At 55.1% G+C, this 14203-nt stretch carries 12 protein-coding genes; 5 read left to right on the top strand and 7 right to left on the bottom strand.

What is annotated here, in order from left to right; genetic code table 11:
• Positions 1-43: 43 nt before the first annotated feature.
• The 5 genes from ACXAEW_RS03640 to purU all read right to left on the bottom strand — a co-directional run bounded on the left by ACXAEW_RS03640 (position 44) and on the right by purU (position 4453).
• Positions 44-325, bottom strand: coding sequence for a hypothetical protein (locus ACXAEW_RS03640; RefSeq protein WP_474940036.1), 282 nt, complete (start codon positions 323-325; stop codon positions 44-46).
• Complete coding sequence (locus tag ACXAEW_RS03645; RefSeq protein ID WP_474940037.1) at positions 315-1367, bottom strand: hypothetical protein; 1053 nt, start codon at positions 1365-1367, stop codon at positions 315-317. Before ACXAEW_RS03645 ends, ACXAEW_RS03640 begins: the two co-directional genes overlap by 11 nt.
• Positions 1364-1774, bottom strand: coding sequence for a hypothetical protein (locus tag ACXAEW_RS03650; RefSeq protein WP_474940038.1), 411 nt, complete (start codon positions 1772-1774; stop codon positions 1364-1366). The genes ACXAEW_RS03645 and ACXAEW_RS03650 overlap by 4 nt, the downstream gene beginning before the upstream one ends.
• Before the next feature lie 2 nt (positions 1775-1776).
• Positions 1777-3264, bottom strand: coding sequence for an FAD-binding oxidoreductase (locus tag ACXAEW_RS03655; RefSeq protein WP_474940039.1), 1488 nt, complete (start codon positions 3262-3264; stop codon positions 1777-1779).
• Between the two features lie 304 nt (positions 3265-3568).
• The gene (gene purU / locus ACXAEW_RS03660) at positions 3569-4453 is read right to left on the bottom strand and encodes a formyltetrahydrofolate deformylase (protein ID WP_474940040.1); all 885 of its coding nucleotides are present in this window, start codon (positions 4451-4453) and stop codon (positions 3569-3571) included.
• 462 nt (positions 4454-4915) lie between these two features.
• Here purU and ACXAEW_RS03665 point away from each other — a divergent pair, with 462 nt between their 5' ends.
• On the top strand, positions 4916-6316 hold the full coding sequence (locus tag ACXAEW_RS03665) for an aminotransferase family protein (protein ID WP_474940041.1): 1401 nt from the start codon (positions 4916-4918) through the stop codon (positions 6314-6316).
• A gap of 234 nt (positions 6317-6550) precedes the next feature.
• Here ACXAEW_RS03665 and ACXAEW_RS03670 read toward each other — a convergent pair whose 3' ends face one another.
• On the bottom strand, positions 6551-7582 hold the full coding sequence (locus ACXAEW_RS03670) for a permease (RefSeq protein ID WP_474940042.1): 1032 nt from the start codon (positions 7580-7582) through the stop codon (positions 6551-6553).
• A 1-nt stretch (position 7583) separates the two neighbouring features.
• Positions 7584-7904, bottom strand: a complete 321-nt coding sequence (locus tag ACXAEW_RS03675; RefSeq protein WP_474940043.1) for an ArsR/SmtB family transcription factor — start codon at positions 7902-7904, stop codon at positions 7584-7586.
• A gap of 159 nt (positions 7905-8063) precedes the next feature.
• Here ACXAEW_RS03675 and pdxR point away from each other — a divergent pair, with 159 nt between their 5' ends.
• From pdxR to ACXAEW_RS03695, 4 genes are all read left to right on the top strand, one after another.
• Positions 8064-9524 carry a MocR-like pyridoxine biosynthesis transcription factor PdxR gene (gene pdxR / locus ACXAEW_RS03680; protein ID WP_474940044.1) on the top strand — a complete coding sequence of 487 codons (1461 nt, stop codon included), beginning with the start codon at positions 8064-8066 and terminating at the stop codon, positions 9522-9524.
• A gap of 201 nt (positions 9525-9725) precedes the next feature.
• Complete coding sequence (locus ACXAEW_RS03685) at positions 9726-12551, top strand: molybdopterin oxidoreductase family protein (protein WP_474940045.1); 2826 nt, start codon at positions 9726-9728, stop codon at positions 12549-12551.
• Positions 12548-13303, top strand: a complete 756-nt coding sequence (locus ACXAEW_RS03690; protein WP_474940046.1) for a 4Fe-4S dicluster domain-containing protein — start codon at positions 12548-12550, stop codon at positions 13301-13303. Before ACXAEW_RS03685 ends, ACXAEW_RS03690 begins: the two co-directional genes overlap by 4 nt.
• Entirely contained in the window at positions 13303-14190 is an 888-nt protein-coding gene (locus tag ACXAEW_RS03695; protein WP_474940047.1) for a dimethyl sulfoxide reductase anchor subunit family protein, read from the top strand. The genes ACXAEW_RS03690 and ACXAEW_RS03695 overlap by 1 nt, the downstream gene beginning before the upstream one ends.
• Positions 14191-14203 lie beyond the last annotated feature (13 nt).

A 14203-nucleotide genomic window follows, 5' to 3' on the forward strand; every position in this document is an offset into this window, starting at 1 on the left:
CCGCGAATTTCCCGATTGTCTGCAAATCGTGACAGGTTTTCTTTTACAGCGGACTACATCCTGTCAGGCCAGCAGGTAGAACTAGCCTTGCGCCCTGATCATAAAGGCGAAAGGCTAAGCCCTCGCGTTCAGATACCAATGTCACGCTGATAGGCGAAGCAGACAGGACTGCCGTATCCTCTGGCAAATGCGCCAAGAAATCTTGGCTCGGAAACACGACCAAAAGCGCGGGAGCTTCGTCGGTGAAAAGAGTTATACCAAGAAGAAGTCCGAGCCAGCCAAACAAAAGCAATACGCCCGTAAGGAGTATGCCTTTAATAGTCATGAATATGTTCCAGCCGCGCGGCTCCAGCCTCTATGGCCCGCAAATCGCCAGCAAGATCGGTGACTTTTGTCAGAACCAGGTGACGGTAATCGCCAAATCCCTGTCGGACAGCGCTGTCCAACGCTTTTGGATGCGAAGGTGTGTCGGACAAAACCGTGAACAATATGTCGTCATTTCCAGCGATTTCGACAAACTCACCGCCGTTTTGCGCCATCATTTGCAATAGATGTGTCAAAGCTCGGTATCTGACTGTTTCGATTTCAATACCGGCAGTGGTTTCACCAATGACGGTTACCCCATCCAGCTGCTCCAGTTGCGTTTCGCTTAAACCGTTTACAATCATCCGAAGCGTCAGCGCATCGGGACCGACTTCTGAAACCGCTGCTGCTATGAGCTCTGCATAGATTGATTTAATGCGATATTCAAACCGCAAAGCAATCCGACGCTCACGATCTCTCAGGCCTCCGGTTCCACTATCCTCAAGAGCTTGCGCATCCGCGCGAAAGTCCCATTTGTACCAGGGCACCTGCTGAAGAAACGCCGCATATGCATGGGCCTGTTGTGCGGAGACATCATCAAGAGGTGCACGTCGGTCACCGCGAAAGACCGTGATCAATCGTCCAATGGTTTCCTCATACGCAGCCTTGGCCAGAAGTTCGGCGGTGAAACTGACGCCAATAACGTACACCATCTGTTTGGTAGCACCATCTACCGCCCCAAGCTGGCCCGACGCTTTGGACAGTTCACAGAGCGATCCCCAGAAACCGGAAATCCCTGTAAGGAATTGATAGTCATGCGGGTCTGCCACTTTCACAACGCGTGCATAATCCTCATAGGCGTGGACAATATGCCATTCCGGATACGTCAAAAGGGTGCGCGTTTCCAAACGATGATGCTCAGGCGGGAGGGTCGCTTGATATGTGTCAGGGTCACCCTCTGGACGACACATGGCTTCTGTGTAAGCCACCGGTGCGCCAAGCCCCAAGGAAATGAGCACAGCACCCAGGGTCAAACGTTTCAGCCACCGCCACACCACCTTCATGCCTGATGCCCGATATTGCGAAACCCAGCCCAGAGCGCCAGGCCGCCAAGCCCGATATGCGGCGCATTTGCGAGAACCCGCCCGACTGAGAAGTCCAGACCAGCCGAGGCATTTGTAAAGATCCCAAGGTCAAGAAACCCGTAGCCCGTGAAGAACCCGAAAACCCCATCTCCCAGATAGGCTGCGCCGAACAAAATCATAAAAACCCGCGCGGAACGATGAGACAGAAGACCAGCGATCAACGCCCAAATAGCCGAAGCGACATGCAATGAATCGTCATAGATATCGAGCGCAAAAATCCCGAAGGCGAGACCACTTTCATCCGTGAGACCCGGAATGTAATTTAAGGACGCCGCCGCCATGAGCGCGGCAAAGTAGAAGAAACATAGCTTCTGAATGGTTGTCATGGTTACAAGTGCTCCAGGTAGCTGTCCCAAAGATTGTTCCGCAAGACCAGCTGCGGATCCAGTTCGCGCTTCTTCGCCGCAAAGCGAGCTGCGCCCGAGTACACCCGCGCCATCTGATCCAATCGCGCATGTGGGCGGTATGGCAGATAATATGCCCCGCCATCCTGAGCCACACGATCAATCAATTCTTGCGTCATCCGCTTCATATCAGCCTCTGCGCGTTTGGTCATTTCCTGGCTGAAGGACATAACTGCAGCAATGCGGGGCGTCGTTGCATAGGCCAGATCGCTTTGTTCATCTTGGGCAACATACCGCAGTGTCACGTTCAGAAATTCTTGGAAGGAAGCTGGTATCACGTCCCGGCACGCCGTCAAGAATGCGCCAAATGCTTCAAAACTCACAAAGTATTCGTGCAAAATGTCGGTACGATCGGGATTGCGGTCATCAAGCGTCACAACGGGTTCATTGATCAACGAGTTCCGCGTAACGTCCCCGCCGCCAACCTTTGGGGCCAGTGCCGTTTCATTCCACCACCGGAAGGACTTCATCGCCTCATTCCCAAGCTGTGCCCGATAGACCCGGCTTGCGACATGAGCCATCCAGCCAGACCCAGATGCAGGCGGCAGGGCAGATTGGTTGTCGGCTTCGCGGTAAGTGACCAGCAGTGCCTGTTCAAAGAATGAGGCCCGCTCAACGTTCAGCCGACCATAGGCCATTTTGATCGACGGATCATCAATCGCCGCCTGGAAGGCCGCGGGGAAGGCACTTGCGGCCATTGTTTGAAAGCTCGGCACCAGTCTCGCGTTGGGCACCATGTCAACCTCGAGGTCCAAGATGACACCCACAAGACCATATCCACCCATTGCCATATTAAAGAGGTCTGCGTTTTCCGTCGGTGAGCAGGATACCAAGTCACCGGTTGGCAGGATCATACGGAGGGACCGAACAGTTGCCCCCATTGGCCCAAAGGGTACCGGCCAGCCGTGTGCATTCACAGAGAAGGTCGCGGCTACGCCAAAATCATGATTGGATTGCATGACAGCAGGCGACCACCCTTGAGGGTCCAGTGCCGCGATTACCTGTGACCAGCGCGCGCCAGCGTGAACTTTGAACGTTCTGCTGGAACTGTCGATTTCCACGGTACCCCTATCGAAGGTTACAGCCGTTCCATCCCGTGGGATCGCCTGCCCTCCCATCGAATGACGTGCAGCGCCTACGTTTAATGGTCTCTGCTTCGCTGCCGCTTCTTTCAGTTCATCTCGTATCGCAGCGATCAGGGCATCGTCAGCATTTTCGGACATGACGATGTGCTTGTGAATTGGAGTAGCAGAAAGCCCGCTTGCATCATTCATCACCAAATCTTCAGATCCTTGGCCAAGCCTTTTGGCTCCGTCCAAAGTTGGTAAATCCGATCCAAAAAACCGGGATGCCGCCCAACCGGCTGCCGCACCGCCCAAAAGAAGCGCCGATCGTCGCGTAAAAGAATTCATTTCTGCGCATACTCCTTTTCTGATGCCACTTCCTTGGACAGCGGCGGGCACCAATTTTACATGAGACGTAGGTGTTAGCTTCTCGCGGCACTCGCAAGTAAGGTTTTCCTATGCAGCCCTCTATCTGACCGAGCGCTGCGCCGTGCTTCTCCTCCCGAAAAGGCGAAAGCGGTTAGCGGCGCCAGCTCTGCCTTGACGTCACGCAAAAATCAAACCCCTGCCGAAAACAATTTCGACAGGGGGTCCAGGATTGGTAAGTTGTTCCGGAAGTGCAAAACACCCCCAGCCCATCAGTACAGGTTACTTAGCCCATACGCTCTGATGCATAGCTGCCAGGAGATGCCGGGAAGACAACGGTTTTGTTCCCATTCAGGAAAGCGCGGTGATTGGCATGGGCATGAATTGCGCGTGCCAGAACTTGGCTCTCCACATCACGCCCCAGCGATACGTAGTCAGACGCCGACTGGGCATGGGTAATGCGAACGATATCCTGCTCGATGATCGGACCTTCATCCAGATCCGCAGTCACGTAGTGGGACGTGGCACCGATCAGCTTAACACCTTTCTGGAAGGCTTGTTTGTAGGGGTTCGCCCCCTTGAAAGAAGGCAGGAAGGAGTGGTGGATGTTGATGATACGACCCGACATCTTTGTGCACATCTCATCTGACAGAACCTGCATGTAACGGGCCAGGACAACGAGTTCTGCGCCGGTTTCCTCGATCACACGCATCTGAGCGGCTTCGGCTTCCGGTTTATTCTCTTTGGTGACGTTGATGTAATGGAACGGGATATCCGCGTTAACCACGACCTTTTGATATTCCATGTGGTTGGAAATTACGCCGACAACTTCGACAGGCAGCGCGCCGATGCGCGACCGATACAACAGGTCGTTCAGACAGTGCCCAAAGCGGCTGACCATGATCAGCACTTTCATTTTGGTGCCTTGCTCATGAAACCCGAATTTCATGTCGAACGGCTCGGCCACGGTTGCAAAGCTGTCGTTGAACCCTTCAAGCGTTTCACTCTCCGGTGCTTCAAACGCCAGACGGGCAAAGAAACGCCCTGTCTCAGTGTCATCAAATTGGGCCGCATCGGTGATGTTGCAATCACGATCGGCCAGGAAGGTGGACACTGCAGCCACCAACCCGCGTTGCGAGGTACATTGAACGGTAAGTACAAATTTTGACATTGGTCAGTCTTTCATACGGGTGGATGCGCAAAACCTTAGCATTGCGCCCCTAGTGTCAGCCAATTTGGCGGTAGATCTCTCAACTTCGGGTCAATAGCACGTCATAAACGGGGCGTTGTGGTCGTTAGCGTCAATTTGGAGAGCTCGAGCGTCACCCTGACTGAAGCGACAGCTACTGTCTGCTACAGTTGTCTCCAAAACAGAGCAAAGTTTCCTGTGCGCCCCATGTCCGGCACATGGCGCACACTGTGAAAATTCATGCTTAAACGAGTCAACGTATAGAATTTCAGCTCCCTCGGACCGCAAAGACCGCAAAACCGTGCACTACAGGTGTCAAATCCCCTCTGGACATAAACAGGTAAGGAAACTGGCCCTGTCAAAGAATTCGCAGATCCGTCACTGGAAGGAAGACACCTCTTTTGAAAAAGGGGGCCCGAAACGTCCGCAGGAAAGGAAAAAACTATGCAAGGCGCGTTTACAGAGAATGATCTCAGCCACGTTGTCGAGGCCGACAAGGCCCACCTGTGGCACCATCTGACCCAGCATAAACCGCTTGAGACTAGTGACCCACGCATCATTGTCGAAGGCAAAGGCATGCGCGTGTGGGACCAAAACGGCAAGGAATTCCTTGATGCGGTTTCCGGTGGCGTTTGGACCGTAAACGTGGGCTATGGCCGCGAGAGCATTGCCAAGGCCGTTTATGAACAGATGATGAAAGTCTGTTATTTTGCGAACTCAGCTGGCTCCATCCCAGGCTCTCTTTATGCGGAGAAACTGATCAGCAAGATGCCAGGCATGAGCCGCGTCTACTATGTGAATTCTGGCTCTGAAGCAAACGAGAAAGCCTTCAAAATGGTGCGCCAGATCGCGCACAAGAAATACGGCGGTAAGAAAACCAAGATCCTCTATCGCGACCGCGATTACCATGGCTCAACACTTGCAACGATGTCCGCAGGCGGTCAGGACGAGCGCACCGTACAGTATGGTCCCATGGCACCCGATTTCGTGCGCGTGCCTCATTGCATGGAGTACCGCAAGGAGGAGCTCGGCCTGGGGCACTTGTCCGGTGAAGAGTTCGGCATCGCCGCTGCAAACTTGATCGAAGAGGTGATCCTGCGTGAAGGGCCAGAAACAGTTGGTGCACTTTGCCTTGAGCCTGTGACCGCAGGCGGCGGTGTTATCGAAGCCCCCGAAGGTTACTGGCCGCGTGTTCAGGAAATCTGCAAGAAGTACGAAATCCTGCTGCACATTGACGAAGTGGTCTGTGGTATTGGCCGCACCGGCACCCATTGGTTTGGCTACCAACATTACGGGATCAAGCCGGATTTTGTGACCATGGCCAAAGGGGTTGCCTCCGGCTATGCCGCGATTGCCTGCATGGTTACAACCGAAGACGTATTCCAGATGTTCAAGGATGATACGACAGATCACCTGAACTATTTCCGCGATATTTCCACCTTTGGCGGTTGCACCGCGGGCCCTGCCGCGGCGCTTGAGAACATGCGCATTATCGAAGAGGAAAACCTCTTGGAAAATTGCACCAAAATGGGCGAGCGTATGAAGGGTAACCTCTTGGCGTTGATGGAGAAACACAAGGTCATCGGAGACGTGCGCGGCAAAGGCCTGTTCCTTGGCGTGGAACTTGTGTCTGACCGGGAAAGTAAAACGCCCGTGGACGAAAAACTGGCCCAACAGGTGGTTGCTGAGGTCGGTGCCCAAGGTGTTCTGATCGGTGTGACCAACCGGTCGATCCCAGGAAAAAACAACACCCTGTGCTTTAGTCCCGCACTGATTGTAACGTCTGAAGATGTCGACAAGATCACTGATGCCGTCGATATCGCGCTGACGAAAGTGTTTGGCTAAGTCCACGCGGAACAGTTTCAAATCGCGACCTTCAAAAGGCTCCCACTCAATGGGGGCCTTTCTTGCATGTGAGATCAGACGGGTGAGCTCCCGCGCCCGCAGGTACGCCGGCTAAGCCGTCACACCTTCCGTGCGGCCTTGGGGGCACCGCGCAAAGCGCGGTGCCAGGCCCAAGGGGCGAAGGTCATTCCATGAATGGCCAGAGCTGCGCGGGAGCCGCCTGTTACTCTGAGATTAAACCAGCTGAAACAGCATGCCCGACAAAATTGCACCTGCCACGCCAAGGGTCAAATAAGCTGCGAAGACCTGAGGCCGAACGAGAGACCATACGGCTGCCATAGCGGGAATGGAGCTCACCGCTCCCGCGACCATGAAGGCCATTGCGCTACCCGCGCTCATCCCTTGTGTCATCAAACCCGCCAGCAATGGCGGCGCAACATAGGAATTCAGATAGGCTGGCATCCCGACGAAGGCAGCAATGGCAATCGCGCCGATACCCTTTCCCCCCACGAGGCTGGCAATTGTTTCAGCCTTTACATAATGGACCAACACCCCTTCCAGAACGTAGGCAAGCGCCAACCATTTGATCAGGAAAATACCGTTGTGAACGGCCTCCTTCCGAAAGGCCTGAACGCGCGACGGTTCAGTCCAGAATGTCCAAACCGGCTTGGCATCCATCTTCGGCGCACCGCATCCACAGCAATTGCTTGTTGGCCTGTCTTTCAAAGGGTTTGAAAAGACACCCCATTGGCGCGCAGCTTTAATTGCAAACCCACCAAAGATACCAAGACCTACGGCTGCCAGGGCTTTCCCGACCGCGAACGGCCACCCCAGCGCTGCGGCTGTGATCAGCAACGTCGGTGGATCAATCAGAGGCGAAGACAACCAAAACGCCATGACAGCCGACAACGGCGCTCCGAGCGCAAGAAGACCCGCAATAAAGGGGATCACTTCACACGAACAAAAGGGGGCTAACCCACCAAACAAAGCAGCAAGAAATATCATCCTTGTTTCGCGCCCTTCAAAAGCGCGGGCGACCATAACCTCGGCTCCTGTAGCTTTCAAATATGCCAGCAAGAGCACGGCAAAGACCACATAGCGCAGCGTATGTAGAAACGCACTGCCGGCAAATAGCGACACCGACACAAATTGCGTTGGGTCAAAGACGGCAACCGCAGTCAAGGTTCCGATACTGATGGTCCAAGGCGTCATCAGCCACTTCAACTGCATGCGTCGCAAAACCGGTCTCTGTGTCAGGTCTGCCATTTTATTGGACCTCCGATGTCTTGATTTGAACCTCAACCTGATCCGCACAGCATTCGCTGAGGATAAAGGCAGCCAAGGCTTCCAGTTTATCAAAGCATGCGCGGTTGATCGTGCTGCGGCCTTGCCGCTCCTGTGCAACAACCCCTGCCCCTGCGAGGAACTTCATATGATGTGCCAACGTCGACGGAGCGATACCTGTCCGCTCTTGAAGGTCGCCAATTGTCAGACCCGCATTTCCTGCCCGAATAAGCGTTCGCATAACCTGCAGACGTGCTTCGGACCCCATTGCGGCAAACCCCTGTGCTGCTTCTTCCCATTGCATGGTTGGTCCTCCCGATTCCATATAACTAGTTTTATAGTTGTTTTTGGGAACGTCAACCCGCAGCGAATGCTTGCCCGACCAAGGCAACAAAGCGTATATCCAGATCAACGCGACTTAGGTCCACTTGCAGCGACATCCCCCTTCAAGAATAGAAACTTTATGGCAATCTCAGTTGAGACATTCTTTTTGAAACCCGACGCCCCGGGCACTCTGCAAGTGCAGATCCAGGAGATGATTGCTGAAGGCATTCTGTCGGGGCGTTTCAGACTGGGTGAAAAACTTCCATCATCACGTAAATTGGCCATGCATTTGGGGGTCAGCCGGATCACCGTGACACTGGCCTTTACCGAACTGGTGGCCAATGACTACCTCACTGCACGTGGCAGATCTGGATATTTTGTCTCGGAAAATGCGCCGATTCCCCCCAGTTACGCTCCGCGCAGGGGCTCTGGTGAAACGATGGACTGGAGCAAGGCCATTGCACGCGAGTTCACCAGTGGAGATACGCCACGGCGTCCGCAGGACTGGCGGGACTATCATTACACGTTCATCTATGGTCAGGCCGACCCATCGCTGTTTGACCACACCAACTGGCGTCAATGTGCGTTGCGCGCACTCGGGTCGCGGGACTTCACGTCCTTAGCCAATGACCAATATGATCAGGATGATCCCCTGTTGGTCGAATATATAGCGCGCCATTCTTTGCCGCGGCGCGGAATTGTTGCGCGCCCGGAAGAAATCTTGATTACGATGGGAGCGCAAAACGCACTGTGGCTCACGGCTCAGATCCTGCTGTCGCGGGATCGCAAAGCCACGCTCGAAGACCCAACATATTACACGCTGCGAGATCAACTGGCGAACACGGGTTGCGCGTTGGATCTTGTCGGGGTCGACAAGGACGGGCTGCCGCCCCAAGAAATCTCAGACGACACTGATGTTGTATTTGTAACTCCAAGTCACCAAAGCCCAACAACGGTCAACATGCCTCAATCCCGTCGCAAGGCATTGCTGGATCGTGCGCGTGACATCAATGCAATTGTGGTCGAAGATGACTACGAATTCGAGATGTCATTTCTACGGGCCCCCGCCCCCGCACTTAAATCGCAGGACAGCGACGGCCGCGTGATTTACGTCGGTTCTTTCTCCAAGTCGCTGTTTCCCGGCCTTCGGTTAGGCTACCTTGTGGGACCCGAAGCCTTTATCCGCCAGGCAAGAGCTTTGCGTGCCAGCGTTCTGCGCCACCCGCCTGGGCACATTCAACGCACGGTTGCCTATTTTTTGTCACTTGGACACTACGATGCGCAGATCCGCCGCATTGCAAAGGTTTTGCATGTCAGGCGCACCCGCGTAGACGCGGCAATAGCGAAACAGGGCCTCTCCATCGCGGGCGGTGGCCTTTATGGCGGATCTGCTCTGTGGATGCGCGCGCCCGAACACATCGACATGGCCCGCATAGCCGAACGCCTGCGCGCCCAAAGTGTGCTGATTGAACCAGGAGCACCTTTTTTTGCAGAAGCGACGCGACGCAACAACTTTTACCGCATTGGCTACTCTTCTATCGAAGCGAACCGAATTGAACCTGGCTTAGCCCTTCTTGCCGCGGCTTTGCGTGACGGCTGAACAAAAAATCGCGGCCCTAACTGCAACACACCAACGTAAAGTTCTATAAGCCGCATCGTCGAGTGTCATTCTTCCAGAAAGGTTTCTAAAGTCGGAATAAATGTCCAAATCAGATGACGTGATCCAAATGCGGAACGCGAACTGCTGGACCTTATGGCCGACAGAGATCGGTGGTGACTTCGTAATTAGAGGGAAGGCCAGATGACATTCCAGCAGCACCGGGTCGACACTTCTCCACCTGTGTCCGACGAGATCCGTCACACCACGTGCTATATGTGCGCTTGCCGCTGTGGTATCAATGTCCACCTGAAAGACGGCAAGGTGGCCTATATCGAAGGGAACCGGGACCACCCAGTCAACAAAGGCATCCTGTGCGCCAAAGGGTCAGCCGGGATCATGCAGCACAACGCACCGTCCCGATTGCGTGCCCCCTTGAAGCGCGTGGGTCCCCGCGGCTCAGGCGAGTTCGAAGAAATCTCATGGGACGAGGCGCTGAACATTGCAACGGGTTGGCTGGACCCGATCCGAAAAACCAACCCCGAGAAACTGGCGTTTTTCACAGGACGTGACCAATCGCAAAGCTTCACCAGCTTTTGGGCGCAGAATTTTGGCACACCGAACTATGCGGCTCATGGTGGTTTTTGCTCGGTAAATATGGCCGCTGCCGGCATCTACACCATGGGCGGAGCCTTTTGGGAGTTTGGACAGCCGGATTGGGATCATACCAAACTGTTTATGCTGTTTGGGGTTGCCGAAGACCATGACAGCAACCCCATCAAAGCAGGAATAGGTAAGATCAAAACAAGGGGCGCGCGGGTTATCGGGGTGAACCCGATACGCTCTGGGTACAATGCCGTGGCGGATGATTGGGTCGGTATCACTCCCGGTACGGACGGGCTGTTCATCCTGTCGTTGATCCACGTTCTGATGAAGGCAGGCAAGATCGACCTGGACTATTTGGCGCGCTACACAAATGCGCCCTTTTTGGTGAACCAATCGGAGGGCACGGAACAATCAGGTCTGTTTCTGCGCGATCCCGAAGGGCGACCACTGGTGGTAGATCGCCGCACAAAGAAGATCACCCCGTTTGACGAAGCTGGTGTGCAACCTGATCTTTCAGCCAGTTTCGAATGGGAGGGCATCGTCCATCGCCCGGTGTTCCATCTGATGGTCGAACGCTATCTGGCTGACGAATACGCACCCGAGGCCGTAGCGGACCGCTGCGGGATACCCGCTGATCGGATTTACGCAATTGCAGCCGAAATCGCACGGGTAGCGTTCGAGGAAAGCTTTGAGATCGAACAGGAATGGACCGACTTCCGCGGCGAAGTCCATAAAACGATGACAGGGCGTCCCGTGTCATTCCATGCGATGCGCGGCGTATCAGCCCATGCCAATGGGTTTCAGACCTGCAGGGCGCTGCATGTATTGCAAATCATCTTGGGGACTGTCGAAGTTCCGGGCGGGTTCCGCTTCAAACCGCCCTACCCCAAACCGCTCGAGGCCCACCCGACCCCGCATTGCAAATCCAAGGCAGACTGCCCACTGGACGGGCCTCACCTTGGGTTCGTCCACGGTCCCGAAGATCTGGCGCTGAAACCCGATGGCAGCCCGGCCCGTATCGACAAAGCGTTCACCTGGGAAAACCCGATGTCCGTGCACGGGTTGATGCATATGGTGATCTCAAACGCACATGCAGGTGATCCGTACAGGATCGACACGCTGTTTCTTTATATGGCGAACATGGCGTGGAACTCCTCCATGAACACCCAAGGTGTAATGGAAATGCTGACGGACAAGGACGAGAACGGCGACTATGTCATCCCGCATATTATCTATTCTGACGCCTATTCCTCGGAAATGGTGGCCTATGCGGATCTGATCCTGCCGGATACGACCTATCTGGAGCGGCATGATTGCATCTCATTGCTGGACCGCCCGATCTGTGAGGCCGACGCCGCCGCAGATGCGATCCGCTGGCCCGTAGTGGAACCGGATCGGGACGTGCGAGGGTTTCAAACCGTTTTGGTCCAGCTGGCCAACAAATTGAAGCTGCCCGGATTTCTGACAGATGAGGGCACGGCCAAGTACCGCGATTACGCCGATTACATCGTTAACCACGAACGCCGACTTGGAATTGGTCCTTTGTCGGGATTTCGGGGCGAAGACGGAACACAGACAGGTCGGGGTTCGGTAAACCCGGATCAATTGCAGCGTTACATCAAAAATGGCGGTTTTCATGTCTCCCATATCCCTGATGGCGCGCTTTACTATAAACCCTGGAACCGCGCCTATCAGGACTGGGCCGTCGATATGGGGCTGTTTGACAAACCTTCGCCCTATGTCTTTCAGCTTTATGTCGAACCGATGCGCAAATTTCAGCGCGCAGCCGAAGGCTATGGGCATGCGCAACCGCCCGATCATCTGCGCGAACAGCTCAGGTCGAAGATGGATCCGCTCCCAATCTGGTATCCGGCCTGCACAGAGACGGACGACGAATTCCCAATCCATGCGCTCACCCAGAGGCCTATGGCGATGTACCACTCCTGGGGCAGCCAAAATGCATGGTTGCGGCAAATTCACGGGCACAACCCGCTTTATGTTCCAACCAAACTGATGCAGCTCCACAGCCTGAGCGACGGCGACTGGGTGCGGGTTTTCTCCCCTCACGGAGAGATCACAGTGCCAGTCCTGGAAATGGCCGCATTGAACGACACGACGGTCTGGACCTGGAACGCCATCGGCAAGCGCAAAGGGGCCTGGGCCCTGTCTGAAGACGCACCAGAAGCCACCCAAGGGTTTCTTTTGAACCATTTGATCCACGAACTTCTCCCACCCAAGGGCGATGGGCTCAGGTGGAGCAATTCAGATCCGATCACTGGCCAGGCGGCCTGGTTTGACCTCAAGGTGCAGATGGAGAAAACAACCCCGCCATCAAAGGCAATGCAAAGCCAGCCCGATTTTGCTCCGCAACACTCCCCGGTTGGCACGGGCCCCAAATCACTGAAATGGAAGGTTGGCAAATGACCCGCTTGCCAGACAAAACCGACAAAAAACTCGGCCTGGTGATCGACCTCGATATCTGCGTGGGCTGTCATGCCTGCGTTGTGGCGTGCAAAGGGTGGAACACGGAAAACTATGGCGCGCCGCTCTCCGATCAGGAACCTTATGGTAGCGATCCCTCCGGGACGTTCCTCAACCGTGTTCATTCCTATGAGATTCAGCCTGAACAGGGGGCGGCGCAGTTGGTCCATTTCCCCAAGTCCTGCCTCCACTGTGAGGATGCGCCTTGTGTGACCGTCTGCCCAACCGGCGCAAGTTACAAACGTGTCGAGGACGGTATCGTCCTGGTCGAAGAGGACCATTGTATTGGCTGCGGCCTATGTGCATGGTCCTGCCCATATGGTGCACGGGAACTGGATCTGGCTGCCGGTGTCATGAAGAAATGTACCCTTTGTGTGGACCGGATCTATAATGAGAACCTCCCAACAGAAGACCAGATCCCGGCCTGTGTACGTACCTGCCCCGCAGGGGCGCGCCATTTTGGTGATTTCAGCGACCCGGACAGCGAAGTCTCACAATTGGTTGCCGAACGCAGCGGGATGGATCTGATGCCGGAAATGGGTACTAAGCCCGTGAACAAATACCTTCCTCCGCGCCCTAAGGACCAGCTGACCACATCCAAAGTCCCAGTTCTGGAACAGGAAAACCACGATGCCTCCAGCTTTATGGCTTGGCTGGATCGCGCGCTGGACAAATTCCCTGGAGGGACCGGCTGATGCACCCTGCCCCATCCGTTATTTTGTTTACAACCCTATCCGGCCTTGGTTTCGGATTACTTGCTTTTCTGGGTCTCGGGATGCCCGACGTGACAGGCTGGATCGCTTTCGCCTTCTTCGCCATCGGGTTCGGCTTGGCCATAGGCGGCCTCTTGGCATCGACATTTCATTTAGGCCACCCAGAGCGCGCCTGGCGGGCGCTGACCCAATGGCGCTCAAGCTGGCTGAGTCGCGAGGGTTGTGCATCTGTGGCCGCGCTTGTGGTTATGGGGATCTATGCCACCGGAGCGGTCTTTTGGGGCATGAGCTGGTCGGGCCTTGGCATTTTAGGGGCCACGCTTTCATTGATAACAGTGCTCACAACCTCGATGATCTACACGCAGTTGAAGACGGTTCCGCGCTGGAACATGATCTGGACGCCTTTGCATTTTGTGAGCCTTTCCCTGACAGGGGGCGCCCTATTGGCCGGTCAGACCGATGTGGCGCTTGGCTTCATGGTCTGTGCAGGGGTCATACAGCTGGGCCACTGGCACCAGGGGGACCGCGCCTTTTCAAAGTCTGGAACAACTTTGGCAAGCGCCACAGGCCTTGGCATAACCGGAACGGTCCGTGCCTTTGAGCCCCCCCATACCGGTAACAACTATCTGTTGCGCGAGTTTGCATTTGAGGTTGGACGCAAGCACCGGCAGAAACTGAGGGGGATCGCTTTGGGGCTCGGCTACCTGCTGCCATTCGCGCTCCTTGCTCTGCCGCTTGAGACCACCGCCGCGAAACATGCGACTGCGGGCATTGCAGTCATCAGCCATGTGATTGGAGTATTCGCATCGCGTTGGTTGTTCTTTGCCGAGGCAGAACATGTTGTCGGACTCTACTACGGAAAACGATAAAAAAAACTGACTC

Source organism: Epibacterium sp. ABZ3_068, from assembly GCF_056159265.1.